Below are 26,525 nucleotides of genomic sequence, written 5' to 3'. Positions count from 1 at the left end.
GCCAGCGTTCAGCCGTCGCGGTCGGTCTCCCTGATCACGAAGACATCCGACCCCGACGCCGACGGCCGCACCCGCTCACGGGATGCGCGGTCGGCGGGGTCTCCCCTCACGGGGCGCCCGATGCGGATGCCGAGGCCGCGCGAGCGGCCGGACTCGTTCCACAGCTGCCACAGCGAGAGCCAGAACAGGGCGAGGAACGCGACGATTGCGCCCGCCAGCAACCAGCCGAAGGCGTCGCGGAGGAAGAATCCGACGGCGATGGTGAGCCCGTGCCACACCGTGAAACCCAGCACGTCCCACCAGGAGACGACGCGCGCTGTGCGCACCGTGGGCCGCGACCGCACGAGCAGGGTGAGCAGGAGCTGTCCGAGCAGCACCGAGGGCACGGCGATGAAGAGCACCCAGAGGAACGCCCATCCGCCCGCCTGGAACACGCCCCAGCCGATGAGCAGCCACAACGGCAGCACGAACGCCGAGGGGATGAGCCATCCGAAGAACGCGCGCCGCAACCACATGCTCCGATCGTATTGCGCAGAGCGCGTCCGCGGCCCGTCTTTCGCTGTGAGCTTTGCATCGTTCGGTGCGGAAGAATGGGAGGGAACGAGAGGACTCCCATGATCGAACTGCGCACGCCCGCCGAGATCGACGAGATGCGCGCCGCCGGACGCTTCGTGGCGGAGACGCTGGCGACGCTCCGCGACGAGACGGCTGTCGGCACCAACCTCCTGTCGATCGACAAGCGCGCCCACGAGCTCATCCGCAAGGCGGGGGCGGAGTCCTGCTACATCGACTACGCGCCCTCGTTCGGCAACGGCCCGTTCGGCAAGGTCATCTGCACCTCCGTCAACGACGCGGTGCTGCACGGCCTCCCCCACGACTACGCGCTGCGCGACGGCGACCTCGTGTCTCTCGACTTCGCCGTGTCCGTCGACGGCTGGGTCGCCGACTCGGCGGTCTCCTTCGTCGTCGGCACGCCGCGCGACGAAGACCTGCGCCTCATCGGCACCACCGAGCGCGCTCTGGATGCGGCCATCGGCGCCGCCACGGTCGGCAACCGCATCGGCGACATCTCGGCGGTCATCGCCGCCGTCGCGCACGGCGAGGGCTACTCGATCAACACCGACTTCGGCGGCCACGGCGTCGGCCGCATCATGCACGGGGATCCGCACGTTCCCAACGACGGCCGCCCCGGCCGCGGCTTTCCGCTGCGCGCCGGCCTCGTGTTCGCGCTCGAGCCGTGGTTTCTCGCCACGACCGATGAACTCGTCACCGACCCCGACGGCTGGACGCTGCGCAGCGCCGATGGATCGCGCGGCTCGCACTCGGAGCACACCGTCGCGGTGACCGACGACGGCCCCATCATCCTCACCGACCGCTCGTTCCTCGGCGTCGACTGATCAGCTCGCTCGGTAGACGTATACGTCGGTGAGCTGCGGCAGGTCGAATTCGGCCTGCCCGGCGGTTTCGTGGTCCTCATCGAGGATCCGCTCGACCTCCGCGACCATGTCCGCACGCTCGTCGACGGATGCGGCGAGAAAAGAACTCACCGTCAGCCAGCGCCGGATGTAGTCAGCCCGGCTGATCCGCTCCCGCCACGGCACCTGCACGAAGCGCACCTCGTGGAAGCCCGGCAGCGCGGCGGTCACCGAATCCTCGGCCGTCAGGCCGTCGGTGAGCCCGGGGTGCGCGACCCGTGTGCAGGCGCGATCCCACGCACAGCCCGGGTCGGAATGGTTCCACAGCAGCCCGAGCGTTCCCCCGGAGACGAGGACACGACGGATCTCGGCGCAGGCCGCGTCGCGATCGAACCAGTGAAACGCCTGCGCCACCGTCACCGCATCGACCGACCCATCCGGCACCGGTATCCGTTCGGCCGTGCCGCGATGCGCCTCCACGTCGGGCAGCTTCGCGCGCAGCACCGCGAGCATCTGCTCGGAGGGCTCCACCGCGATCACCCGAGACGCCCGCGAGATCAGCCGTTCGGTGAACTTTCCCGTGCCCGCACCGAGGTCGAGCGCCGCCGTCACCGCTGTCGGGAGCACCTCGTCCGCGGCAGCCTCGGGAAACCCCGGGCGGAACCGGTCGTAATCGTCACCCGCCTTCTGGAACGACTGAGCGAGCGTCTGATCCGCCATCGCTCCACGCTACCAGCGGCCTGTCGTCGAGCCGGCGCGACGACAGGCGTAGCGCTGTCGGGCGTGCATCTCTAGAATCGGGCCAACGCATGACGAGGAGGGAACCATGACCATTCCCGAGCAGCCCGGCCCGGACTCCGTCGGCCCGGCCGTCCCGCCGTCCGATGTGAGCAGTCCTCACCCGGTCGACGCCGGAACACAGGGCATCGCCGCCCCGCAGTATCCGCCGCATCAGCACCCCGCCTATCCGGCCCCCGAGCAGGCGGCCGCACCGTCGGCGCCGGGCAGCGGGATGGCGATCGCCGGTTTCGTCCTCGCGATCATCGTCCCCATCGTGGGGTTGATCCTCAGCATCGTCGCCTTCGTCAAGCTCAAGAAGGCGAACGCGCCTCGCGGGCTCGCCATCGCCGGAATCATCATCGGTGCGCTGCTCACGCTCGCGTGGATCGTCGGCATCGTCGCGATCGGGTTCGCCATCGCCGGGCTCGCCGCCACGTGCGCTGAACTCGGACCCGGCGTGTGGGACGTCAACGGCGTGACCTACACCTGCGGCTGATCCGCGGCGTGAGACGGCGGCGACTCACTCCGCCAGCAGGTCGGGCCGATGCGCACGGGTGCGTTCGAGCTGCTGATCGTGCCGCCATGCGGCGATCGCCGCGTGGTTGCCGCTGAGCAGGATCTCGGGCACCGCGAGATCACGCCAGAACGCGGGCTTGGTGTACGACGGGTACTCCAGCAGCCCGTCTCCCTCGTGCGACTCCTCGACGAGACTGTCGGGGTTGCCGACGACGCCGGGGATGAGCCGCGACACCGCCTCGATCACGGCCATCGCCGCGACCTCTCCCCCATTGAGCACGTAGTCGCCCAGGCTCACCAGCCGCACGCGCACCCGGCCCGAGTAGTAGTCGACGACGCGCTGATCGATGCCCTCGTAGCGTCCGCAAGCGAACACGAGGTGCTGCTCCTCGGCCAGCTCCCGAGCCAACGGCTGCGAGAAGCGCTCCCCGGCCGGTGAGGGGACGATGAGCACGGCATCGTCGGTGAGGATCTCGTCGAGCACCTCGCCCCACGGCTCGGGCTTCATGACCATGCCGGCTCCGCCGCCGTAGGGAGTGTCGTCGACCGTGCGATGGCGATCGTGCGTCCAGTCCCGCAGGTCGTGCACGTTCAGCTCGAGGATGCCCCGATCGCGCGCCTTACCGATGAGCGAGACGTCGAGCACGTCGAAGAACGCGGGGAAGATCGTGACGATGTCGACGCGCATCCCTCAAGTCTAGGCAGGGGCGTCGGGCGCGTCTTCCGGCGAACCGGACTCGAGATCCTCGAACAGCCCCGGAGGCGGGGTGACGATCACGCGGCCGCCCGCGACGTCGACTGTGGGCACGATCGCAGAGACGAACGGGACCATGATGTCGGCGTCCGACGACGTCGGCCGCACGATCAGGAGGTCCTGGGCGGGGAGGTGCTCGACCCGCACGATGCGGCCGACGACCTCGTCGTCGCGCACGACATCGAGGCCGTTCAGCTGGTGGTCGTACCAGGCGTCGTCGTCGGGGTCGTCGACGTCGTCATCCTGATCGACCCACAGGATCGCCTTGACGAGTCCTTCGGCCGCCGAACGGTCATCGACCCCCTGGAGGAACACGACCGAGCTGCCGTTCATGACGCGGTAGTCGCGCACGGTGACCGACTTTCCGCGCCACGGCGAGGTCTCGGGCACCTGGAGGGTGAACTCGGCACCAGGCACGAATCGCCGATCCGGGTCATCGGTGTAGAGCTCGACCTTCAGTGCGCCCTTGAGTCCGTGCGCCTTGACGAGACGGCCGACCCGCAGTTGGTTCCTGGCTCCGGGGCGCTCCTTCGCGGCCACCTCAATCGTCCGCGACGTCGACGCGTACGCGCCGCCCGTCGGCCAGAGCCGAGATCAGCGTGCGAAGAGCCTTGGCCGTGCGGCCGCCGCGCCCGATCACGCGTCCCCGATCGTCGGGGTGCACGCGCACCTCGAGCAGATCGCCCCTGGGCGATTCGGATGCGGAGATGCGGACGTCGTCCGGGTGATCGACGATCCCCTTGACGATGTGTTCGAGCGCGGCGGCGAGCACGGCGTACTGCTCGTCTTACTCGGCCTCGGTCGCGGCGTCGGCCGCGTCCTCGGCGGGGGCCTCAGCCGGAGCCTCCTCGGCGGGAGCCTCGGCCTTCTTCTCGGCCTTGGGCTTGATGACCGACTTCTTCTTGTCATCGACCTCGAAGGCGGCCTTCGGCTCGGCGGTCTTCAGGGTGGACTTCGCACCCTTCTCGCCCTTGTGCTTGCCCCAGTCACCGGTGATCTTGAGGATCGCCGCGACCTGCTCGGTCGGCTGGGCGCCGACGGACAGCCAGTACTGGGCGCGCTCGGAGTCGACCTCGATGAACGAGGGCTCCTCGGTGGGGTGGTACTTGCCGATCTCCTCGATCACGCGACCATCGCGCTTGGTGCGCGAGTCGGCGACGACGATGCGGTAGTAGGGCGCACGGATCTTGCCGAAGCGCTTGAGACGGATCTTGACAGCCACGATTCTCCTGAATGGTGTGGAAGGGAGACGAACTGGTCACCTGGAGCGTGGGGTGCACACCCGGTGGAAGCTCTGAGGGTGGATGGCGCGCCGGATAGAGGGTCGAGCGGGCCGTCCGACCCCCTATTCTGCCAGATCCCGTCGCCTCCCGCGAACGCGACGCGGCCGCGCCGTGACGCCCCGCGACGAGAAGTTCCTGGATGCGCGCGGTCCGCGTGCCACACTGAGCACGTGACGATCCGCTTCGCCGACTCGGCCCGATCGACGGTCGGCATCGAATGGGAGCTGATGCTCGCCGATCCGACGACCGGTGATCTCGTCGGGCGCGCCCCGGAGCTGCTCGACGAGCTCGAGGCCGACAGCGTCCACGAGCGTCACACGGTCACGGGAGAGCTGCTCACGAACACCATCGAGGTGACCAGTGGCGTCGGCTCGACGGTCGGCGAGGCCGTCGACGACATCGCCGCCGCGATCCGCATGGTGCGTCGCTCGACCGACTATGCCGGAATCGCCCTCCTCTCGGCGGGCAGCCACCCGTTCGCGCAGTGGTACGACCAGCGGGTGAGCGACAAGACGCGGTACCGCACTCTCATCGAACGCACCCAGTGGTGGGGGCGCAACATGATGATCTGGGGCATCCATGTGCACGTCGGCGTGGAGGATCCCGCGAAGGTGTTCCCCCTCATCGGCGCGCTGACCGCCTACCTTCCGCATCTCCAGGCGCTGGCGGCGTCGAGCCCGTTCTGGGCCGGCGAGCGCACGGGGTACGCCTCCAACCGCGCTCTGGTCTTCCAGCAGCTGCCCACGGCCGGGCTCCCCTGGCCGCTTCACACCTGGGAGGAGTACGAGCGCTACCTGAGCGATATGGCGCACACGGGCGTCATCGCGGATGCGACCGAGGTGCGCTGGGACATCCGCCCCGCCCCGCACTGGGGAACGATCGAGATCCGGGCCTGCGACGGCGTGCCGACGCTCGCCGAGCTCGCCGCGCTGGCCGCGCTCACGCAGTGCCTCGTCGAGCACTTGTCGCGGCGCATCGACGCCGGAGAGCGGCTTGAGATGCTCCAGCCCTGGTTCCACCGCGAGAACAAGTGGCGCACCGCCCGTTATGGCATCCACGCCGACGTGATCGTGTCCTCCGGCGGCGAGCAACGTGCGCTCGGCGCGCACCTCGCCGAGCTGCTGGCGATCCTCGCGCCCGTCGCACGCGATCTCGGCTGCTCCGAGGAGCTCGCCGGGGTCTCGCACATCCTCGATCATGGCCCCAGCTACGCACGCCAGCTCGCCGTGGCGGAGGAGACCGGCGAGCTGCGCGAGGTGGTGCAGCACCTCATCCACGAGTTCGACGCCGGGCACGCCTGACCTCGTCGACCGGCGACGACGCTCAGACGGGTTCGGTGAGCTGCCTGGCCAGCCCTTCGTCGAGCACGACGTCGGTGATGAGCCCGGATGCGATGGCCGCCCGCAGCGGCGGGAGCTTCTGCGCGCCGGCCACGACGCAGAAGCGTCGCGGCACCCGGCGCAGCCGGTCCAGGCCCGGGCCCGTCGCCCTGGCGTTGACGCGGATGTCGCGCCACGAGCCGTCGGCGCGGAAGAACACCGTGGCCACATCGCCGATCGCGTGATCATCGCCCAGGCTGCGGTAGTCATCCCGGCTCAGGTACCCGCCGACGTAGACGCGGCTGGGCACCTCGGCGGTGGGAGAGCCCAGGCTGAACACCGCGACGTCCATCTTGGCCTGCAGATCGAGCACGCGGCGGGTGCTGCGCTCCCGCCACATCGCTTCGCGGGTGGCGGGGTCGTCGAAGAAGGCGGGAACGGGGAACTGCTGCACCTGCGCGCCGAAGGCCCGCCCGAAGCGCTGCAGGATGTCGCTGGAGTACTCCACGCCGCTGGTGAGCGTGTTACCCGCGCCGTTGAGCTGCACGACGACCGTGTCGTGGGTCTCCTTGTGCCCGAGCTCGCGGCTCACCGCGCTGATCGTCGATCCCCAGGCGACCCCCACGATCATGGTCGATTCGACGAACTGACCCAGGAGCCGGCCCGCGGTGAGCGCGACGCGCTCGAGGCGCTCGACCTCGGTGACGCTCTCGGGCATCGGAACGACGTGGGCCGACACACGGAACCGCCCGTGGATGGTCTGCTCCAGCATCCCGACCCGCTCGAACGGCGAGTTGATCCGGATGTCGACGAGTCCCACCTCGCGGGCATAGCTCAGCAGGCGAGACACCGACGAGCGCGACGTGTCCAGCTCGCGCGCGATGACCTCCATGGTCTTGTCCTGCATGTAGTACAGCTGGGCCGCCGTCAGCGCGGCGACGACCTTGTCGTCGCGCGTCCGTTCACGTCTGGGACTCATTCCGGGCCTCCTCCCCGGCGATTGTTGCACATACGTGCACGTGTGTTGCGCGGATTGCCGAGCGGGTCGATGCTGTCTTCCAAGGAACCTCCTAGGCTCCGACCGGGCCTCGCCACGGAAGAGACGATCCCGACGAAGGGACAGTGTGAGAACGATGAACGAGCAGATCCATTCCGCGCCGGAGCGCGACGAGGTCAAGGCCGTCCGCGAGGCAGGGCGCACGTCCGTCCTCGTGATCGGCGGAGGCATCAATGGCATCTCGACGTTCCGTGATCTGGCTCTGCAGGGTGTGAATGTCGTGCTCGTCGAGCGCGGCGACTTCGCCTCGGGCGCCTCCTCGGCCTCCAGTCATATGGTGCATGGCGGCATCCGCTACCTCGAGAACGGCGAGTTCCGCCTCGTGCGCGAATCGGTGCAGGAGCGCAACGGCCTGCTCAAGATCGCCCCCCACTACGTCAAGCCGCTCGAGACGACGATCCCCATCTACTCGACCTTCTCCGGCATCCTCTCCGCCCCTCTGCGCTTCCTCACCCACAAGTCGGGCAAGCCGAAGGAGCGCGGCGCCTTTCTCATCAAGGCCGGCCTGATGATGTACGACACCTTCTCGCGCGACGGCGGCACCGTGCCCCGGCATCGCTTCCACGGGCGCAAGAAGTCGCTGGCGGCGCTGCCGGCCCTCGACCCGAAGATCAAGTACACCGCCACCTACTACGACGCCTCGATGCACGATCCCGAGCGCCTCGCGCTGGACGTGCTGCAGGACGGCCGAGCCGCTCACCCGGGTGCGCACGCGCTGAACTACGTCGAGGCGATCGGCGCCGGCGACGGCACGGTGCTCCTGCGCGACCTCGAGAGCGGCACCGAGTTCTCCCTCGCCGCCGATGTGATCGTCAACACCTCCGGCCCGTGGACGGATCTCACGAACGAGGCGCTGGGAGAGCTCACGAGGTTCATGGGCGGCACCAAGGGCTCGCACATCGTGCTGGACAACCCCGAGCTGCTCGCGGCGACCGCCGGGCGCGAGATCTTCTTCGAGCACAGCGACGGCCGGATCGTGCTCATCTACCCGCTCAAGGGGCATGTGATGGTCGGCACCACCGACATCGACGCCGACCCCCGCGAGGTGCCGCTGTGCACCGAGGAGGAGATCGACTACTTCTTCGAGCTCGTCGCGCACGTCTTCCCCTCCATCGAGGTGAACCGGGAGCAGATCGTGTACCGCTTCTCCGGCATCCGTCCGCTCCCCCGGCACGAGGACACCGCGCCGGGCTTCGTCTCGCGCGACTACCGCGTCGAGGTCGACCGCACGCGCACCGTTCCGCACATCAGCCTCGTCGGCGGCAAGTGGACGACGTTCCGCGCTCTGGGCGAGCGGATGAGCGATGACATCCTCGGCCTCCTCGGCCGCACGCGCACGGTCTCGACGGCCGGGCGCGCCATCGGCGGCGGACGCGGATTCCCCCTCACCGAGGCGGACCGCTCCGCCTGGATCGCCCAGCACCTCGCCGGGGCGGGAGACCGGGCCGAGAAGCTGCTGACCCGCTACGGGACCCGCGCCGCCGACGTGTGGGCGCACATCGAGCAGGGCGACGACTCCCCCCTCGCGGGCGGCGATCTGTCGACCCGCGAACTGGAGTGGATGGTGGAGCAGGAGCTCGTCATCCGCCTCGAAGACATCGTGCTGCGCCGCACGAGCCTCGCCTTCACCGGCGACATCGACGATCCGACGCTCGAGGAGCTCGCGAAAGCGCTGGCACCGCTGCGCGGCTGGGACCGCACCCGCACGGAGGCGGAGATCGCCCAGACCCGCGAACTGCTCGACGAACGTCACGGACTCACGCTCACCGCCGCCTCCCGCGGCTGAGCGTCCGGACCCGCCGCCCTCGATCCGGCATCCACTGAACACGCATCGGCAGAGGGGCCGATGCACTGCGAAAGGTCAAAGAAGACATGACTGAGGTCAACCTCGGGTTCTACTTCCTGTCAGAGCTCGTCGGCACCGCGATGCTGGTGCTTCTCGGATGCGGCGTCGTCGCGAACGTCGTGCTGGCGAAGAACAAGGGCTTCGGCGGCGGGTTCCTGATGATCAACTGGGGCTGGGGTCTGGCGGTCTTCGCCGGTGTGCTGGTATCCGCCTACTCCGGCGCGCTCATCAACCCCGCCGTCGCCATCGGCATGTTCATCGCGGGCACCATCACGGCGCCGATGTTCTTCCTCGCGATCGCCGCGGAGATGATCGGCGCCGTCGTCGGCGCCGTGCTGGTGTGGATCACCTACAAGCAGCACTTCGACGAGGAGCCGGACGCCGCCAACAAGCTCGCCGTGTTCTCGACGGGTCCGCAGATCCGGTCCTACGGCTGGAACCTCGTCACCGAGATCATCGGCACCTTCGTGCTGGTCTTCGTGATCTTCGCGTTCGCCGACTACGGCGACATCGAGGTCGGTGTCCCCGGGGGGCTCGGACCGCTCACGGCGCTGCCCGTCGCGCTCCTCGTGGTCGCGATCGGCGCATCCCTCGGTGGCCCGACAGGCTATGCCATCAACCCCGCCCGCGACCTCGGGCCCCGCATCGCGCACGCGATCCTGCCCATCAAGGGCAAGGGGTCCAGCGACTGGGCCTACTCGTGGGTGCCGGTCGTGGGTCCGCTCATCGGCGGCGTCCTCGCCGCACTCGCCGCCCCGGTGCTGCTGCACCTGGCTGGCTGACATCCGCACACGATCGACCAGAGAGCGAAGGAGACATCATGGCTGACTACGTCATCGCCATCGATCAGGGCACGACCTCGAGCCGCGCCATCATCTTCGACCGCAAGGGCAGCATCATCGCCACCGGTCAGAAGGAGCACGAGCAGATCCTGCCGAAGGCGGGCTGGGTCGAGCACGACGCCGCCGAGATCTGGCGCAACGTGCAGGAGGTGATCGGCCTGGCGCTCAGCCGTGCCGACCTCACTAGGCACGACATCGCCGCGATCGGCATCACCAACCAGCGCGAGACCGCGGTGGTGTGGGACAAGAACACCGGAGAGCCCGTCTACAACGCCATCGTGTGGCAGGACACCCGCACGCAGGCGATCGTCGATCGCCTGTCGGAGGACGGCGGCGGAGACCGGTTCAAGCCGGTCGTGGGGCTGCCGCTGGCGACATACTTCTCCGGCACGAAGATCGCCTGGATCCTGGAGAACGTCGACGGCGCCCGCGCCAAGGCCGAGGCCGGCGACCTGATGTTCGGCACGACGGACACCTGGGTGCTGTGGAACCTCACCGGCGGCCCGGAGGGCGGCGTGCACGCCACCGACGTGACCAACGCCTCGCGCACCATGTTCATGGATCTGGAGACGCTCCAGTGGCGCGACGACATCCTCGAGGCGTTCGGCGTGCCGCGCTCGATGATGCCGGAGATCCGCTCGTCCTCGGAGGTGTACGGCAAGGCCAAGAGCTCGTCGCTGCTGCGTGAGACGCCGATCGCCGGCATCCTCGGCGACCAGCAGGCGGCCACCTTCGGTCAGGCGGCGTTCCAGAAGGGCGAGAGCAAGAACACCTACGGCACGGGGTGCTTCCTCATCTTCAACACCGGCGAGGAGATCGTCCACTCCAAGAACGGTCTGCTCACCACGGTGGGGTACAAGCTCGGCGACCAGCCGACGCACTACGCGCTGGAGGGCTCCATCGCCGTCACCGGATCGCTGATCCAGTGGCTGCGCGACCAGCTCGGCATCATCTCCTCCGCCCCCGAGGTGGAGGACCTGGCCGAGAAGGTCGAGGACAACGGCGGCGTGTACATCGTGCCGGCGTTCTCGGGGCTGTACGCGCCGTACTGGCGTCCCGACGCACGCGGTGCGATCGTCGGGCTCACCCGGTTCGCGAACAAGAACCACTTTGCGCGAGCCGCCCTGGAGGCCGTGGCCTTCCAGACCCGCGACGTGCTCGACGCGGTCAACGCGGATGCCGGAGTGGATCTGACCGAGCTCAAGGTCGACGGGGGCATGGTCGCCAATGACGCGCTCATGCAGTTCCAGGCCGACATCCTGGGCGTGCCGGTGGTGCGCCCCGTCGTGGCGGAGACGACCGCCCTGGGCGCCGCGTATGCGGCAGGACTGGCGGTCGGGTTCTGGTCGGGTCTCGACGACCTCTCCGCCAATTGGCAGGAAGACGCTCGCTGGGAGCCCGGCATGGACGACGCCGAGCGCGACCGTCAGCTGCGCCTGTGGCGCAAGGCCGTCACCAAGTCGATGGACTGGGTCGACGACGACGTGAAGTGATCCTCTGAGCACCGCAGAGGGGCCGGGTCCGCCAGGACCCGGCCCCTCTGTCGTCGATGCGCACCGTCGCCGATGCGCGATGTCGTCGATGCACCGACCGTGCGGCTCAGCCCTTGCCGAAGAGCTTCTGGATCTCGGCCAGATCGCTCTCGCTCGGCGCAGCCTGTCCGCCCAGACCGAAGCCCGATCCGGTGGCAGGTGCGCTCGCGGCGACTCCCGCGTTCTCCGCGGCGCGCTTGGCGGGGTTGCCCGAACGCGAGCCCGAGCCCTTGCCCTTCTTGCCTTTGCGCTTGGACGATCCGCCCGGCCTGCCCATCCCGGGGACCGGACCCATGCCCGGAATGTTCGGGGTGCCGCCGCGCGCGACGGTCTTCATCATCTTCGCGGCCTGATCGAAGCGCTGGACGAGCTGGTTCACGTCGGTGACGGTCATCCCCGAGCCCTTGGCGATGCGCAGACGCCGCGAGCCGTTGAGCACCTTGGGGTTGTGCCGCTCCCCCGGCGTCATCGACCGGATGATCGCCTCGGTGCGGTCGATCTCGCGCTCGTCGAAGTCGTCCAGCTGCTGCTTCATCTGGCCCATGCCCGGGAGCATCCCGAGCATCTTCTTCATCGAGCCCATCTTCTTCAGCTGCTGCATCTGCTCGAGGAAATCCTCCAGCGTGAAGGTCTCGGTCGCGAGCTTCTCCGCGACCTTCTTGGCCTCCTCCTCGTCGAAGGCCTGCTGGGCCTGCTCGATGAGGGTGAGGATGTCGCCGAGGTCGAGGATTCGGCTCGCCATGCGGTCGGGGTGGAACGGCTCGAGGTCGTCGAGGCCCTCGCCGGTGGAGGCGAAGATGATGGGCCGACCGGTCAGCGACGCGACCGACAGCGCCGCGCCTCCTCGCGCGTCGCCGTCGAGCTTGGACAGCACGACCCCGGTGAAGTCGACGCCCTCCTGGAATGCCCTGGCGACATTGACGGCATCCTGGCCGGTGGTCGCATCGATGACGAAGAGCACCTCGTCGGGGTCGACCGCCTTGCGGATGTCGGCGGCCTGCTTCATGAGCTCCGCGTCGACGCCGAGCCGGCCGGCCGTGTCGATGATCACGACGTCGTGCTGCTGACGGCGGGCGTGTTCCACGCCGTCGCGGGAGACCTTGACCGGATCGCCGATGCCGTTGCCCGGCTCGGGCGCGTAGATGGTCGCACCGGCCTGTTCGGCGACGACCTGCAGCTGGTTCACGGCATTCGGGCGCTGGAGGTCTGCGGCGACCAGGAGCGGGGTGTGCCCGTCCTTCTCGAGCTGCTTGGCGAGCTTTCCGGCGAAGGTCGTCTTGCCGGAGCCCTGCAGGCCCGCGAGCATGATCACCGTCGGCGGCGTCTTGGCGAACTCGAGGCGGCGCTGCTCGCCGCCGAGGATGCCGATGAGCTCCTCGTTGACGATCTGCACCACCTGCTGGGCCGGGTTCAACGCCTTGTTGACCTCGTCGCCCAGGGCGCGTTCGCGCACCTTCCCGGTGAACTCCTTCACGACCTCGAGCGCGACGTCGGCGTCGAGCAGCGCCCGACGGATCTCGCGGACCGTGCCGTCGACGTCGGAGGCGCTCAGCTTTCCCTTCGTGCGCAGATTGCGGAAGGTCTCGGTGAGGCGATCGGAAAGCGTGCCAAAGGTAGCCATGGTGCCTCCGATTCTACGCGAAGGGGCTCCTCGCAGATCCGTCCGCACCGACGGCGGGCGCCGTGCCGCGACCGGCGACATCCAGAGCGCGTGTCACGACCTCGAGCAGCGACGTGGTGCCCGGCCCCTCGGCGGCCCAGATGCGCAGGGCCGCGATCAGGGCACCACCCACGACCGCGCCTTCGACCTCACTGCGCAGCGCATCCGATCCGGCGCCTCGCGCCCGATCGGCCACCGCACGCGCCACGCGCGCGGCGCGCACCGCGGCATCGCGCTCGAGCTCATCGTCGGCGCCCATCGTGCGTGCGTTGACGAGGGCGACGGCCAGCGCGTCGGGCACGAAGTCGGAAAGGGCGGCCCCCATCGCGTCGGCGACCGGCATCCCGGCTCCCACCGACTCCTGGATGCGCTCGATGCGCGCATCCAGTCCCGACCACAGCACATCGCTCTTCGAGCCGAAGTAGTTGAAGAAGCTCGATCGGCTCACACCCGCACGTTGGGAGATATCGGCGATCGAGGTGGCCTCGTACCCCTGCTCGAGGAACAGCTCGCAGGCCGCTTCGGCAAGCGTCTCGCGCGACGACGCACGCGGACGCCCGGAACGCGGGTGTCCGGAAGCGCGTGCAGGGCTGGCCATATCCACACCGTATCGTGCGTGCCGCGCCGGCGCCCTCGAACGAGGCACGGTATTGTTGTACGCAATCCAACAACCCCGGATCCGAACCGTCGGAGGCGCACCCATGCTCGACATCCAGATCGCCGGACTCTCTCCCGATCTCATCCCCTACGAACAGGGCTGGGCGCTGCAGCGCAGGGTCCATGCGGAGGTGGTCGCCGGCGAACGCCCCGACACCCTGCTGCTGCTCGAGCACGAGGCGGTCTACACCGCGGGCAAGCGCACGGAACCGCAGGAGCGTCCTCAGGACGGCACTCCGGTGATCGACGTCGACCGTGGGGGCAAGATCACCTGGCATGGTCCGGGGCAGCTGGTCGGCTACCCCATCGTGCGTCTGACCGAGCCGATGGACGTCGTCGCGCACGTGCGGCGGATCGAACGCACCCTCATCGACGTCCTCGCCCCGTTCGGCGTGGACGGCTACCAGGTGGAGGGGCGCAGCGGCGTGTGGGTGCGACGCCCGCTGTCGGAGGACAAGGTCGCCGCCATCGGCGTGCGGGTGCAGCAGGGCGTGACGATGCACGGCTTCGCGATCAACTGCGACAACACGCTGTCCGGGTTCCGCGGCATCATCCCGTGCGGGATCACGGATGCCGGAGTCACGACGGTGAGCGAGGCGTCGGGGCGCGAGGTCTCCCCCGCCGACATCGTCGACGCCGTTGCTGCGGCGTTCTCGGCCGTCTACGCGACGGAGGTGGCCGCGTGAGCGCCGCCCCGGAGGGACGCAAGCTGCTGCGGCTCGAGATCCGCAACGCGGAGACGCCCATCGAGCGCAAACCCGAGTGGATCAAGACCAAGGCGAAGATGGGTCCGGAGTACCAGGCGCTGCACTCGCTGGTGAAGTCCGAAGACCTGCACACGGTGTGCCAGGAGGCCGGCTGCCCCAACATCTTCGAGTGCTGGGAGGACAAGGAGGCCACCTTCCTCATCGGCGGCTCGCAGTGCACCCGGCGGTGCGACTTCTGCCAGATCGACACCGGCAAGCCCGCCGAGTACGACACCGACGAGCCGCGGCGCGTGGCCGAGAGCGTGACGCGGATGGGGCTGCGCTACGCCACCGTGACGAGCGTGGCGCGCGACGATCTCCCCGACACAGGGGCGTGGCTGAACGCCGAGACGGTGCGCCAGATCCACGCGCAGAACCCGAACACGGGGGTCGAGCTGCTCGCGAACGAGCACAACGGCGACCCGGCGTTCCTGGGGCAGATCTTCGATGCCCGGCCCGAGGTGTTCGCGCACAACGTCGAGACCGTTCCGCGCATCTTCAAGCGCATCCGTCCGGCATTCAAGTACGAGCGATCACTGAACGTGCTGACCCAGGCACGGGATGCCGGGCTGATCACCAAGTCGAACCTCATCCTCGGCATGGGCGAGGAGCCGGAGGAGGTCGTGCAAGCCCTGCACGACCTGCACGATGCCGGGTGCGACATCATCACGATCACGCAGTACCTGCGACCCACGCCACGGCACCACCCCGTCTCGCGCTGGGTGAAGCCCGACGAGTTCGTCGAGTTCAAGGAGGAGGCCGAGCGCATCGGGTTCCTCGGAGTGCTGGCCGGCCCGCTCGTGCGCTCGTCGTATCGGGCAGGACGCCTGTGGGCGCAGTCGATGATGTCGAAGGGGCGGCCCATTCCGGCTCATCTCGCGCACATCGCCGAGAGCGTCGATCGCGGGTTCGCCCAAGCCGTCTGACGACGTCGGTGAGCGGGCGGGCTCAGTCTGCGCTCATGACCGAGAGCACGCCGCCGTCGGAGCCGAAGTTCACGAGCAGCACGTCGTCGGTGGCGTCGGGGTCGAGGGCGTACTCCAGCACCGCGAACGGCTCGCTTCCGCCGTGCTCGTCGGCGAGGATCGTCATGCTCATGAGACGCAGCGAACGCGTGATGTCCACCGCTGTGTCGCCGCTGACGTCGACGAGCAGGTCTTCGAGGTCGTCGCCGTGCTCCTCCTGCTGCTGCAGCACGAACTCGGTGACCTCGCTCGTGCGCGAGTCGGTCTCCGACAGCATCGCCTCGCGCGCCTTGCGGTCGATGTCCTCGATCCCGGCGATGAGCGCCGCGGCGATGTCGAGCGCGGCAGAGGACACGTCGTCCTGGTCGGGGGCGGTCAGATCGACCGTCACCGCCTGGTCGCCGAACTCCACGGTCTCCGACCAGAAGATCGACCCGTCCGGTCCCGAGGACAGCAGTCCGAAGAAGTCGTGTTCGATCGCCATACCGCTATGAAACCAGTCCTGCTGACCAGGCGGTAGTCCTCTCAGCCATCGATGAGTGCCTGCACGAAGACATGGGGCGTGAAGCCGGTGAGATCGTCGATCCCCTCACCCTGACCGAGCAGTTTGACGGGGATGCCGGTGCGCTCCTGCACGGCCAGCACGAAGCCGCCCTTGGCCGATCCGTCGAGCTTGGTGATGACGAGTCCCGTCACCCCCGCGTGCTCGAGGAATGCCTCGGCCTGCATGACGCCGTTCTGCCCCGTCGTCGCATCGAGCACGAGCAGTACCTCACTGATCGGCGCCTGCTTCTCGATCACGCGCCGGATCTTCGTGAGCTCGTCCATGAGCCCGCCCTTGGTGTGCAGCCGCCCTGCCGTGTCGACGATCACGATCTCTGTGCCCGTGCTCTTGGCGTGCTCGATGGTCTGGAAGGCGACCGACGCCGGATCCTGCCCCTCGTGCTGGGGCCGCACGATGCTCGCTCCGCCGCGCTCGGCCCAGGTGGCGAGCTGGTCGACGGCGGCGGCGCGGAAGGTGTCTGCGGCGCCGACCACGACGCTGCGGCCGTAGCCGCGCAGGAACTTGGCGAACTTGCCGATCGTGGTGGTCTTCCCGACGCCGTTGACCCCGACGACGAGCACCACCGCGGGGCGCTCGGTCAGCTTCAGCGTGGTGTCGAACGCGGCGAAGTGCTCCTCGAGCGTCTCGCGCAGCATCCGCTGCAGATCGGCGGGATCGGTGGTGCGGAACCGCTCGACCTTCTCGCGGAGCTCGTCGACGATGCGCTCGGTGATGTCCGGGCCGAAGTCGGCGGTGATGAGCGCGGTCTCCAGGTCGTCCCAGGTCGTCTCGTCGATCGTGGGCTTGACGAACATGCCGCGCAGCGCGCGGGTGAGGGACCAGGACTTCTCCGCCATGCCTCCAGCCTAAGCGGGCAGTTCAGGCCGCGTCGCCGTCGGCACGCGCGGCGTCGCGGGAAGCGCGGTCTCCGACGCGCTGGCCCACCACGGCGGAGACGCCGTCCTGGCGCATCGAGACGCCGTAGAGGGCGTCGGCGATCTCCATCGTGCGCTTCTGATGCGTGATGATCAGCAGCTGGCTACTCTCACGGAGTTGCTCGAACACGGTCAGCAGACGACCGAGGTTCGCGTCGTCGAGTGCCGCTTCGACCTCGTCGAGGATGTAGAACGGGCTGGGCCTGGCCTTGAAGATCGCCACGAGCAGCGCCACCGCCGCCAGCGAGCGCTCCCCTCCGGACAGGAGCGAGAGCCGTTCGATCTTCTTGCCCACGGGCCGCACCGCGACCTCGATACCCGTGTTGAGGAGGTCGTCGGGGTCGGTGAGCGAGATGCTGCCCGCGCCACCGGGGAACAGCAGCGGGAACACCTCGGAGAAGGCCTGCTTCGTATCTTCGAAGGCGTCGGCGAAGATCGTCTGCATCCGCTCGTCGAGATCGGCGATGATCGTCAGCAGATCCTGCCGGGTCTTGGTGAGGTCGGCCAATTGTTCCGTGAGGAACGCGTGCCGCTGTTCGAGCGCCGCAAACTCCTCCAGAGCCAGCGGGTTGACGCGGCCGAGCTGGGCGAGCTTGCGCTCGGCCTCTCGCAAGCGCCGCTCCTGGATGCGCCGGTCGTACGGGATGCCCGCGACGACCTCGTCGTCCGAGGCGTCGTCCTGGGCGGAATCCTCTCCGGACTCCTCGGCCACGGAATCCTCGGCCACGGACTCCTCACGATCGGCATCAATCGCCGGATCACGCGGAACGAGCTGATCGGGACCATATTCCGAAACGAGAATGTCTTCGTCGAGCGCAAGCTCCGAGCTCACCCGTTCGAGCAGGCTCGTCAGATGCAGCTTCTTCTCGTGGATCTGCAGCTCCAGCCCGTGCACGCTCTCGGTGAGACCGGCCAGCCTTTCACGGATCGAGCTCTCCTTGCCGCGCAGTGCCGTGAGCTCCTCGTTCTGCGCGGTCCGCGCGGCTTCCGCATCCGTGAGCACCACACGCGCCTCGGTCACCGAACCGGCGATCGAGTCGAGCACGCGGGGCAGCTCTTCCGCCACGGCCCCTGCCGCTTCGCGCTGCGCACGACGGATGATGGCGCGGCGAGCCGCTTCGGCCGCGGCGTCCTTCTCCTTCTCGCGTTGTCGCTCCAGGCTCGCCACACGCGATTGCGCGGCCCGCACGCGCTCCCGCAGCGTCTCCACGCCCAGACGAGCGTCGACCTCGGCCTCCCGCGCGGCCTCCAGCGCGTCCAGGAGCCCGTCGCGCGCGGAGGCGTCGAGGATCGGCCGCGGCAGCTCCAAAGTCTCATCGAGTTCGGCTCTGGCCGCCTCCGCCTTCGCCTCGGCTTCGGCGACGGCGGCCTGGGACTGCGCCAGGCCCGCTTCGAGCCGCTCGCACTCGGCGATCGCAGACTCGTGACCCAGAGTGACCCGGTTCACCTGCTCGGTGTGCGCGGCCAAGGCGGCGTCGTGTTCGCGCAGCGTGCGCAGCGCTTCCCGGGCGGCGAGCCTGGCCCTCTCCACGCCCTCGACGGCGTCCTCGCGCTCAGCGCGCATCCGCTCGACGTCGAGCCGAAGGGCATCTCGACGCTCCACCGCGGCGTCGCGCTCGGCGACGAGCTCCAGGCGGGAGCGCTCTCCCCCGGAACCCGTGCGCAGGGTGTGCGCCGCGAGCACATCGCCCGCACGGGTGACGATCGTCGGCATCGGCCCGTCCAGGGCGCCGGCGGCGGCACGGGCGCGCCGCGCACCGTCGAGGTTGTCGACGACGAGCACGTGCGCGAGCACCCCGATGACCCCGGCCGGGGCGGTGACGACGTCGATGGCGGGAGTCGCACCGGGAACGTCGAGGTCGGCGATCGCGGACGCGATGCCCGCCTCCGACTCGGCGATGACGATGTCATAGGTGCCGACGTCGTCATGGGCTCCGGCCACGGCGAAGGCCGCGGCGACATCGTCGACGAGAACACCCTCGGCGAGAGGGCCGAGCACGGCGGCAATGGCGGCCTCGAAGCCGGCCTTCACCTGCACGGCATCGCCGACGAGCCCCCGGATGCCGGAACCGCCTCCTGCCGCGATCTCGGCCGCTCCCCCGCTCACGGCGATGGCGCTGCTGAGCGCTGCGGCCTTCGCCGTCAGCGCCTCGGCCTCTCGCTCCACGGCGTGCAGCTTCTCGCGCAGCGCCTCCAGCGCGCTCTCCGCGGCCGTCGCCCCGGCCTGCGCGCGCTCGTACGCCTCGGTGTGCTCTGCCGCGGTGCCTTGCGGCGCCTCGCCCTCTTCGATCTGCTCGCGCGCCTCGGCGGCCTCGCGGCGTCGTGCATGCGCCGCGTCGAGTGCGTTCTGCTGCCGCAGCACCGCACCGCGCACGGCGGCGAGCGCCGACGCCGCGGCATCGGCCTGGCCGCGCAGCGTGGTCAGTCGCATGTCGTGAGCCGAGACGAGCGCGCTCTGCTCGGCGATGTCGACGTCGAGCGCGTCGAGTTCGGCTCGCGCGCGCATCACGTCGCGCGCGGCCTCCTCGGCGGCGTCCTGCGCGGCGCCGATACCTGCGGCGATGCCGTCCGACTCCGCGCGGGCCTCATCGATGATGCCCTGGGTGACGGTCACCGCGGAGGCGGCATCGTCCTCGTCGGTGCCCAGCAGCGCGAGACGCTGGTTCGCCAGCGTGTAGAGCCCGCGCATCCGCTCCTGCACCTGCTCGAGCCCGAAGGCGACGCGGCGTGCCTCGTCGACGGCGGCGGAGTTCTGCGCATCCTCGAGTCGCGCGATCTCGGCGCGGATCTGATCGGCCTGTTCGCTGAGCACGATCCGTTCGGTGTGGCGTTCGCGTTCGTTGCGCGTGTGGTCGGCCAGCGCGGCGCGGAGCGCCACGACGTCGTCGGCGAAGAGCCGGGCTTTCGCATCCCGCACCACGGCGGCGATGGTCTGCGCCTCGCGCGCGATCTCGGCCTGCTTGCCGAGCGGCTTCAGCTGCCGGCGGATCTCACCGGCGAGGTCGCTGAGCCGGGTGAGGTTGCTCTCCATCGCGTCGAGCTTGCGAAGGGTCTTCTCCTTGCGGCGGCGATGCTTGAGGATGCCGGCGGCCTCTTCGATGAACCCGCGGCGGTCTTCGGGCGAGGCCTGCAGCACCGTGTCGAGCCGGCCCTGACCGACGATCACATGCATCTCGCGGCCGAGCCCCGAATCGCTCAGCAGCTCCTGCACGTCGAGCAGCCGGCAGTTCTCGCCATTGATGGCGTACTCGCTGGAACCGTTGCGGAACAGCGTGCGGCTGATCGTCACCTCGGCGTATTCGATCGGCAGTGCGCCGTCGGCATTGTCGATCGTCAGTTGCACCTCAGCACGACCGAGCGGGCCGCGCGTCGACGTGCCGGCGAAGATGACGTCTTCCATCTTCCCGCCGCGAAGGGTCTTCGCCCCCTGCTCGCCCATCACCCAGGCCAGGCCGTCGACGACGTTGGACTTGCCCGAGCCGTTCGGGCCGACGATGCAAGTCACGCCGGGCTCGAACGCGAAAGCGGTGGGCTGCGCGAACGACTTGAACCCCTTGAGGGTCAGGCTCTTCAGGTGCATGCGCACGCCATCGGTCCGCGTCGGATCACGCTCCCACGGTATCCGACGGCTCGGCGATGACGCGTCTGGCACGCTGTCACGGCAGTTTCCGGCGTTTCGCTTGACGCGCCCTCCCGCGCTTCGCTAGCGTGACTGACCGTACGGCACCGGAAAGGAGGCACCGCCATGATGATTCGCATCGATTTCACCCCATTCTCGGGGATCAGCGCGTCCGCGGTCGCTTCCGTCGGCGGACTCCGCCCCGCGGTCGCGTAGCAGCACCGCTCCCCGTCCCGGTTCCGCGTCCGTCTCGACGCTCCCACCGGATGTGTCCGCTCCGCCGACTTCGGCATCCGTGACACCCGCGCATCGCCGTCGTCTCTGACCGGTGTCCGCGCCTCTCGATCCGCTCCGGATCATCATCCTCCTACGCCTTCCGCCTCGTCGTCGACGGAGCGGTCGGGCATCCCCGCGTCAGACATCCGTCTGCACGCCACGCCCCACCGAAAGAGACATCGTGAACACGACGCTCCCCGCTCGCCAGGAGAACTCCTGGAAGCATCTCGCCCTCTCGCAACCCCCCGAGGGCACCCGTCCCCTGTCCATAGAGCTGCCGCGCGACGAAGACCTGCGCCGGCTCTCCCTCGCCGAGCGGCTCTCGCTGCGCCTGGCGCTGCGACTTCTGCGGCATGCCAGGGACAACGCCGATCTGGCCGCCCGGCACCATCGCGACACCGAACGCGAGCGCCTGCTCGCCGAGTACGAGGCGCAGCGGCTGCGCTACGCCTCGCCACTCACCACCCTGCGCTGACGCGCATCGAACGGAGACGACATGACGAACGACATCGACACCATCGCCGCGGCCGAGCCGGTTCTGCTCGCCGCCGGCGCGACGCTGCGTCCCCTCGTGCTTCCCGCACGGGCGGACGCGGCGCCGTCCGCTCTGCTGCGCGCCTACGCCGACGTCCGTAACGCGTCGATCCTGGAGTCCACCGGGCGCACCGACGACGCTCTCACCGCGGACGAACTCCTCCCCGTGCTCCGTTCATCGCGTACGACCCGGAAGCAGCACTGGTACATCGAACGCGATGACGAGCTCATCGGATGCGTCGCGGTCGACATCCTCGGAGACTCCGGCGGCGAGACCGCCATCCTCACGATCGCGGTGCTCGCGGCGCACTCCGGCCACGGCATCGGCACCACCGCGCTCGCGCAGGTCGAGCAGCAGCTGCGCGCAGTCGGCGTGACCAAGCTCCTCGGCTGGGCCGAGCACCGGTCGACCGGTCGCTCCGACGGGCGTCTGGAGGCACCGACCGGCTTCGGCTCCATTCCTCTGGACCACTCCGCACGATTCCTGCAGCAGACGGGGTTCGGCCTCGAACAGATCGAACGCGTCAGCGCATTCTTCTGGACCGCCGACGCGGAACGGCTGCTGCGCACACACCGGGACGGCGCGCAGGAGCACGCGGGCGACTATCGCATCGTGCAGTGGATGTGGCCCACCCCTCCCGAGCACATCGATGGCTTCGCATGGCTGAAGTCGCGCATGTCGACCGACGTCCCCGACGCCGAGATGGGCATGCCCGAAGAGATGTGGGATGCCGCCCGCGTCGCCGAGATGGAGGAGCGTCAAGCCGCCAAGGGCTTCACCGTGCAGGTGACGGCGGCGCAGCACATCGAGACCGGCGAGCTGTGCGCGTTCAACGAGCTCGCCATCAGTATCGACCGCCCGTCAGACAGCTCTCACCAGTTCGACACTCTGGTACTCAAGGAGCACCGCGGTCACCGGCTGGGCATGCTCGTGAAGTGCGCCGGGCTGCTGCGCTGGCACGAGCGCTTCCCCGAGTCCGCACGCGTGGTCACCTACAACGCGGAGGAGAACCGCCCGATGCTCAGCATCAACGAGGCGATCGGATTCGCCCCCATCGGCTACGAGGGCGCGTGGAAGAAACTGCTGTCGTGACTCGCCGGGGTGAGGATCATCCTTGCGGATGAGGCGCCGCGCCGATCCTCACTCTGCGGGCCGACGACATCGGAGCGCCCGATGACGAGGCTGGGATCATGAATGCTTCCGCCACATCTCCCGACCCCGTCCTCCTCGCGAGCGGACTGACCAAGAGCTTCGACAGTACGCGCGCGCTCGCCGGTGTCGACGTCACACTGAAGCGCAGCGAGTCACTGGCGATCATGGGCGCATCCGGGTCGGGCAAGACGACGCTTCTGCATGCGCTCTCCGGCATCATCGTGCCGGATGCGGGCACTGTGACCTTCCGACCTTCCGCGGGCGCGGCGATCGACGTGTCCGCCGGATCCGAGACAGCCCGCTCGACGCTGCGCCGCGAGCACTTCGGCTTCGTGTTCCAGCAAGGACTGCTGATCCCCGAGCTCACCGCCATCGAGAACGTGGCGCTGGCCGCCATGATCACCGGCGTCTCGCGCACCGAGGCCACGCAGCGCGCAGCCGGATGGCTCGCCTCGCTGGGGCTCACCGGCATGGAGGATCGCCGTATCGGCGAGCTGTCCGGCGGGCAGGCGCAGCGTGTGGCCATCGCCCGCGCCCAGGTCACCTGGGCCGACGTCGTCTTCGCCGACGAGCCCACCGGCGCCCTGGACTCCACGACATCCGGTGAGGTCATGGATGCTCTGCTGCGGTCCACGACCGGTCAGGGCCGCTCGCTGGTCGTCGTGACGCACGACCCTCAGGTGGCTGCGCGCTGCAGCCGCGTGCTGTCGATGCGCGACGGTGCGATCCTCGAGGAGGCCCGCGCATGAACGCCTCGACCATGCGGATGCTGCTACGCCCCTCACGCGGGCAGGGCGCGACGCTGGTGATCCCGATGATCGCGTTCGCGATCGTGAGCGCGCTGATCCTCACCGTCGTCGGCGGTGCGCAGTCGTTCTGGGGCTGGGCCGACGGCGGCGACGTCACCTATCCGGTGCTCGCCGCGATCGCCCTCGTGCTGCTTGTCGTGCCTCTGGGCACTCTCGGCGCCGGTGCGGCACGCCTGTCGGCACGGCGGCGCGATGAGCGCCTCTCGACGCTGCGGCTGCTGGGCGTCACACCCGCGGGTGTTGCGGGACTCACGATCCTCGAGTCGACGCTGATCGCGGCCGCCGGGATCGTCGTCGGCATCGTGATCCACCTCGCCATCTCGCCCGCCGTCGGGCTCATTCCCTTCCGCGATCACGTGCTGGGGACCAGTGCCGTCGTCCTCTCCCCGCTCTGGATCGCGGTGATCGCGCTGGCCACGCTGCTGCTGGCCACGCTGAGCGCCGTGCTCGGCCTGCGTCGCGTGGTGATCTCCCCGCTCGGCGTGCGGATGCGCACCGCCCCACCGCGGATGAAGGGGGCTCGCGCCGTCATCGCCGCCGCCGTCATCGTCTGCGCGGTCGTCGTCATGCAGCAGGTGAGCGCGTTCCGCGAGGTCGTCGTCATGGTGGCCGTGGTCGCCGCGATGTTCGCCTGCGTGCTGCTCGTGCTCAATCTCGTAGGCCCATGGGCTCTGTCGGTGCTCTCCCGTCGTCAGGTGCGCCGTGCGCGGACGCCCGATCGGCTGCTCGCAGCACGCCTGGTGCTGGATGACTCGAAGGCCGCGTGGCGACAGGTATCCGGTGTCGCGATGACGAGCTTCGTCGCCGTGTTCGCCGGTACCGGTGTCGCCCTGATGAATGCCATGAGCGCCGAGGGCGCCGACGCCGCGGGGCTGACGCTTCTCGCCGACATGCGCACCGGTCTCATCATCACCCTCGTCGCGTCGTTCCTCCTGGTCGCCTCGTCGGTCGGCGTGTCCCAGGCATCCGAGGTCCTCGATCAGCGTGAGCTGCACCGCAGCCTGCACGACCTCGGCGTGCCGATGAGCACCGTCGACGCGGCCCGGCGCCGGTCGATCATGTCGCCGTTGCTGATCACCGCGCTGGGCTCGGCACTGTGCGCGGTGGCCGTGATCTTCCCGCTGCTGGGCATCGCGCTCATCGTCGATCCGATGTCCTTGCTGACGATCGCGCTCGTGCTCGCCGGCGGCATCGCGATCGTGTGGCTCGCGACCCGCGCCACCCGCGCAATGCTGGCCCCGGCCTTCGCGGGCTGACGCGACCGCGGCGCGCTCACCCGGCGAGGTCGATCACGTCCTGCTGAATCGGCATGACGCTCTTCAGACCGACAGGTCCTGGGCCGCCGATCGTGCACGGTCGCGGTTCCGTCATGCAGACATCCAGATCCTGATCCCCGACCGTGCCGGCGAGCGTGAGCGAATCGAACACGAACGGCAGCCCGTTGGATGCGAGCGGCAGCGGAGAATCCATCACGTGGAAGTGCAGATGCGGCATGTCGGTGTTTCCGGAGTTGCCGAGGTATCCCAGCACGTCTCCGCGGGACATCTCCTGGCCGACGGCGAGCTTCTTCGGATTCGCTCCCTGCAGGTGCGCGTAGAACGCGTACTGACCCTCGCCGATCTTCTGCACGACGTGGTTGCCTCCGTACTCGCCCAGTTCGAGGCCGACCGGATGCGCTCCCGGCTTCTCATCGGGCAGATCCCACTTCATCGAGACGATGGGTCCGTCTCCGACCGCGAGGATCTCCGCGCCGTAGAACGCGTAGCTCTGAAGATCGTCGATCGGGCCGTCGAAGATGCGGGACTCCTCATCCAGCTGCACGAAATCGATCGCGAACCGCTCCGGCGCATGCAGAGCGCCGTTGACAGGATTGATCGCGCTCCGATGCGCGGATGCTTCGCAGCATCCGTTCCCGTCGAGCCATCCCGCACCGCTCACCGGAGAACCGATCACAATGGGCTCCGACTCATCGACGCCGACATCGATGATGGTCTGCGTCATGTGAGCGGTGATCATCGGCGGCATCGCCTCCGCCGGCGAGAACTCGATGACGTGCTCCAGCTGCGGGGGAACCGTCACTCCCTCGGCCATCGCCACATCGAGGATCACCGTCGCGCTCTGCCCCGGTACCAGCACCCGGCCCGGGTCCGGCGAGCCCAGGATGCGGATCCACGACAACAGCTCATCGCCCTCGAGCTTGCTCAGTTCCGCACCGTCGCCGACCACGGAGAGCCCATCGATCGTCACCGCCTGTCCGATCGTGTTCGTCAGAAACAGTTCGTAGGCGACATGGTCGAGCCCATCCGTCCCTGCCACGACGAGCGGAGGCGCGAGCACGGAGCCGACCAGCGGTGTGAAGATCTCCTCGTCGGCGGCCGCCGAACCCTGTGGCCCGGCTGTCGCCGACGCCGAGGGAGCGGGACCGTCGGGGGCGCATCCGCTGAAGACGAGCATGGCGCCGAACGTCAGGAAGGCAAGCGGCACGAGGACCTGCCTGCGTGAGTGTGCACTGAGCATGATTCGCTGAACGTCCTCGCTCGTCGACGGGATCGAGAATTGCCACGTTATCCGAACAATATACTTCAGATAAGCGTGGACGCGCTAGCCTGGATTCATGTCGGGCCACGCACGTCAACGCGCTGAGAGACGCGAAGTCGCGGAGAGCCGGGAGAAGATCCTCGCAGCAGCGGAGACGTACTTCGCCGAACGGACGATCGATGCACCGCTCAACGAGCTGGCCCGTCGCGCAGGGGTCAGCCCGGCGACCTTCTACCGCCGCTTCCCCACCGGTGCCGACCTGATCCGCGCCCTGTACGACCGGTTCGCCGCCCGCTTCGACGAGCTGTTCGCATCGATTCACGACACGGCCAGCGGGTGGGAACAGCTGGGTACCGCGATCACCGGCACCATCGCCATCGTCCGCGATAGCCCGATCCTCTTGCCCGTGATGGTGCGCATGATGGAGATCGATCCCGCTCACCGCCCCGGCGAACGCTGGGTCGCCCCCATCGAACAACTCACTGCGAGAGCGAAGGAGGAGGGCATGCTCCGCACCGACGTCACCGGCTACGATCTCGCCCTCACGCCCCTTGCGATCGCGTCGCTCGGTGCGTTCCCGCCCCCGATCAGCACCGTGCTCCTGGATCGCCTCCACGGCATCCTGCTCGACGGGCTCCAGGCGCCGAGCCCCACGCCGCTGACGGGTGGCGGCACGGTCGAGGCCGAGGCCTTCCACAACGCCATGCACAGAAACCGCTCCGGCGACGCGACACGCCCGTGACGA

The 26,525-nt window shown here is 68.9% G+C and carries 26 protein-coding genes; 13 read left to right on the top strand and 13 right to left on the bottom strand.

The window, feature by feature from the left end; genetic code table 11:
- Nucleotides 1-8 precede the first annotated feature (8 nt).
- Nucleotides 9-515 (bottom strand): MFS transporter permease, encoded by a 507-nt coding sequence (locus BKA02_RS11630; RefSeq protein ID WP_179434220.1) that lies wholly within the window; start codon nt 513-515, stop codon nt 9-11.
- Between the two features lie 99 nt (nt 516-614).
- On the opposite strand from BKA02_RS11630, the gene map reads away from it, so the two are divergent.
- Entirely contained in the window at nt 615-1,397 is a 783-nt protein-coding gene (gene map / locus BKA02_RS11625) for a type I methionyl aminopeptidase (protein WP_179434218.1), read from the top strand.
- Here the strand turns inward: map and BKA02_RS11620 are convergent, their stop codons facing one another.
- Entirely contained in the window at nt 1,398-2,135 is a 738-nt protein-coding gene (locus BKA02_RS11620) for a class I SAM-dependent methyltransferase (protein ID WP_179434216.1), read from the bottom strand. It abuts the gene before it with no gap.
- A gap of 106 nt (nt 2,136-2,241) precedes the next feature.
- On the opposite strand from BKA02_RS11620, the gene BKA02_RS11615 reads away from it, so the two are divergent.
- Nucleotides 2,242-2,691 carry a DUF4190 domain-containing protein gene (locus tag BKA02_RS11615; protein WP_179434214.1) on the top strand — a complete coding sequence of 150 codons (450 nt, stop codon included), beginning with the start codon at nt 2,242-2,244 and terminating at the stop codon, nt 2,689-2,691.
- A gap of 24 nt (nt 2,692-2,715) precedes the next feature.
- On the opposite strand, the gene trmD is transcribed toward BKA02_RS11615, so the two are convergent.
- Genes trmD through rpsP form a run of 4 tightly spaced genes read right to left on the bottom strand, consistent with a single transcriptional unit; the run spans nt 2,716 to nt 4,687 of the window.
- Complete coding sequence (trmD, locus tag BKA02_RS11610; RefSeq protein ID WP_179434212.1) at nt 2,716-3,399, bottom strand: tRNA (guanosine(37)-N1)-methyltransferase TrmD; 684 nt, start codon at nt 3,397-3,399, stop codon at nt 2,716-2,718.
- Between the two features lie 9 nt (nt 3,400-3,408).
- Nucleotides 3,409-4,005, bottom strand: a complete 597-nt coding sequence (gene rimM / locus BKA02_RS11605; RefSeq protein ID WP_179434210.1) for a ribosome maturation factor RimM — start codon at nt 4,003-4,005, stop codon at nt 3,409-3,411.
- Nucleotide 4,006: 1 nt separating this feature from the next.
- Nucleotides 4,007-4,237, bottom strand: a complete 231-nt coding sequence (locus tag BKA02_RS11600) for an RNA-binding protein (protein ID WP_179434208.1) — start codon at nt 4,235-4,237, stop codon at nt 4,007-4,009.
- 15 nt (nt 4,238-4,252) lie between these two features.
- On the bottom strand, nt 4,253-4,687 hold the full coding sequence (gene rpsP, locus BKA02_RS11595) for a 30S ribosomal protein S16 (RefSeq protein ID WP_179434206.1): 435 nt from the start codon (nt 4,685-4,687) through the stop codon (nt 4,253-4,255).
- Nucleotides 4,688-4,918: 231 nt separating this feature from the next.
- On the opposite strand from rpsP, the gene BKA02_RS11590 reads away from it, so the two are divergent.
- Nucleotides 4,919-6,049: a glutamate--cysteine ligase gene (locus BKA02_RS11590; protein ID WP_179434204.1), complete on the top strand. Its 1,131-nt coding sequence runs from the start codon at nt 4,919-4,921 to the stop codon at nt 6,047-6,049.
- Between the two features lie 22 nt (nt 6,050-6,071).
- Here BKA02_RS11590 and BKA02_RS11585 read toward each other — a convergent pair whose 3' ends face one another.
- Nucleotides 6,072-7,046 (bottom strand): sugar-binding transcriptional regulator, encoded by a 975-nt coding sequence (locus BKA02_RS11585; RefSeq protein WP_179434202.1) that lies wholly within the window; start codon nt 7,044-7,046, stop codon nt 6,072-6,074.
- 154 nt (nt 7,047-7,200) lie between these two features.
- Between BKA02_RS11585 and BKA02_RS11580 the strand changes: the two genes are divergently transcribed.
- From BKA02_RS11580 to glpK, 3 genes are all read left to right on the top strand, one after another.
- Complete coding sequence (locus tag BKA02_RS11580) at nt 7,201-8,910, top strand: glycerol-3-phosphate dehydrogenase/oxidase (protein WP_179434200.1); 1,710 nt, start codon at nt 7,201-7,203, stop codon at nt 8,908-8,910.
- An 86-nt stretch (nt 8,911-8,996) separates the two neighbouring features.
- A complete protein-coding gene (locus BKA02_RS11575) occupies nt 8,997-9,752 on the top strand; it encodes an MIP/aquaporin family protein (RefSeq protein ID WP_179434198.1) in 756 nt (251 codons plus the stop codon).
- A gap of 38 nt (nt 9,753-9,790) precedes the next feature.
- Complete coding sequence (gene glpK / locus BKA02_RS11570) at nt 9,791-11,305, top strand: glycerol kinase GlpK (protein WP_179434196.1); 1,515 nt, start codon at nt 9,791-9,793, stop codon at nt 11,303-11,305.
- A 106-nt stretch (nt 11,306-11,411) separates the two neighbouring features.
- Here the strand turns inward: glpK and ffh are convergent, their stop codons facing one another.
- Complete coding sequence (gene ffh / locus BKA02_RS11565) at nt 11,412-12,965, bottom strand: signal recognition particle protein (RefSeq protein ID WP_179434194.1); 1,554 nt, start codon at nt 12,963-12,965, stop codon at nt 11,412-11,414.
- Nucleotides 12,966-12,978: 13 nt separating this feature from the next.
- Nucleotides 12,979-13,602 carry a TetR/AcrR family transcriptional regulator gene (locus BKA02_RS11560; protein ID WP_179434192.1) on the bottom strand — a complete coding sequence of 208 codons (624 nt, stop codon included), beginning with the start codon at nt 13,600-13,602 and terminating at the stop codon, nt 12,979-12,981.
- A gap of 103 nt (nt 13,603-13,705) precedes the next feature.
- On the opposite strand from BKA02_RS11560, the gene lipB reads away from it, so the two are divergent.
- A complete protein-coding gene (gene lipB, locus BKA02_RS11555; protein ID WP_179434190.1) occupies nt 13,706-14,347 on the top strand; it encodes a lipoyl(octanoyl) transferase LipB in 642 nt (213 codons plus the stop codon).
- Nucleotides 14,344-15,333, top strand: a complete 990-nt coding sequence (gene lipA / locus BKA02_RS11550) for a lipoyl synthase (RefSeq protein WP_179434188.1) — start codon at nt 14,344-14,346, stop codon at nt 15,331-15,333. The genes lipB and lipA overlap by 4 nt, the downstream gene beginning before the upstream one ends.
- A gap of 22 nt (nt 15,334-15,355) precedes the next feature.
- On the opposite strand, the gene BKA02_RS11545 is transcribed toward lipA, so the two are convergent.
- The 3 genes from BKA02_RS11545 to smc are packed head-to-tail and all read right to left on the bottom strand — an operon-like array spanning nt 15,356 to nt 20,431.
- The gene (locus BKA02_RS11545; RefSeq protein WP_179434186.1) at nt 15,356-15,856 is read right to left on the bottom strand and encodes a DUF2004 domain-containing protein; all 501 of its coding nucleotides are present in this window, start codon (nt 15,854-15,856) and stop codon (nt 15,356-15,358) included.
- A 41-nt stretch (nt 15,857-15,897) separates the two neighbouring features.
- Nucleotides 15,898-16,773, bottom strand: a complete 876-nt coding sequence (gene ftsY / locus BKA02_RS11540; protein WP_179434184.1) for a signal recognition particle-docking protein FtsY — start codon at nt 16,771-16,773, stop codon at nt 15,898-15,900.
- Between the two features lie 22 nt (nt 16,774-16,795).
- The gene (gene smc, locus BKA02_RS11535; protein ID WP_179434182.1) at nt 16,796-20,431 is read right to left on the bottom strand and encodes a chromosome segregation protein SMC; all 3,636 of its coding nucleotides are present in this window, start codon (nt 20,429-20,431) and stop codon (nt 16,796-16,798) included.
- A 496-nt stretch (nt 20,432-20,927) separates the two neighbouring features.
- Here smc and BKA02_RS11530 point away from each other — a divergent pair, with 496 nt between their 5' ends.
- From BKA02_RS11530 to BKA02_RS11515, 4 genes are all read left to right on the top strand, one after another.
- On the top strand, nt 20,928-21,221 hold the full coding sequence (locus tag BKA02_RS11530) for a hypothetical protein (protein WP_179434180.1): 294 nt from the start codon (nt 20,928-20,930) through the stop codon (nt 21,219-21,221).
- A 21-nt stretch (nt 21,222-21,242) separates the two neighbouring features.
- Nucleotides 21,243-22,373 (top strand): GNAT family N-acetyltransferase, encoded by a 1,131-nt coding sequence (locus tag BKA02_RS11525; protein ID WP_179434178.1) that lies wholly within the window; start codon nt 21,243-21,245, stop codon nt 22,371-22,373.
- Between the two features lie 98 nt (nt 22,374-22,471).
- The gene (locus tag BKA02_RS11520; protein ID WP_179434176.1) at nt 22,472-23,182 is read left to right on the top strand and encodes an ABC transporter ATP-binding protein; all 711 of its coding nucleotides are present in this window, start codon (nt 22,472-22,474) and stop codon (nt 23,180-23,182) included.
- Nucleotides 23,179-24,498: an FtsX-like permease family protein gene (locus BKA02_RS11515; protein ID WP_179434174.1), complete on the top strand. Its 1,320-nt coding sequence runs from the start codon at nt 23,179-23,181 to the stop codon at nt 24,496-24,498. Before BKA02_RS11520 ends, BKA02_RS11515 begins: the two co-directional genes overlap by 4 nt.
- Before the next feature lie 16 nt (nt 24,499-24,514).
- Here the strand turns inward: BKA02_RS11515 and BKA02_RS11510 are convergent, their stop codons facing one another.
- Nucleotides 24,515-25,759, bottom strand: coding sequence for a M23 family metallopeptidase (locus tag BKA02_RS11510; RefSeq protein ID WP_179434172.1), 1,245 nt, complete (start codon nt 25,757-25,759; stop codon nt 24,515-24,517).
- 97 nt (nt 25,760-25,856) lie between these two features.
- On the opposite strand from BKA02_RS11510, the gene BKA02_RS11505 reads away from it, so the two are divergent.
- On the top strand, nt 25,857-26,522 hold the full coding sequence (locus tag BKA02_RS11505; protein WP_179434170.1) for a TetR/AcrR family transcriptional regulator: 666 nt from the start codon (nt 25,857-25,859) through the stop codon (nt 26,520-26,522).
- The last annotated feature ends 3 nt before the right edge of the window (nt 26,523-26,525 follow it).

This window comes from Microbacterium pseudoresistens (genome assembly GCF_013409745.1).
GTDB classification, from domain to species: domain Bacteria; phylum Actinomycetota; class Actinomycetes; order Actinomycetales; family Microbacteriaceae; genus Microbacterium; species Microbacterium pseudoresistens.
This window is presented reverse-complemented; position numbering and strand designations above follow the sequence as displayed.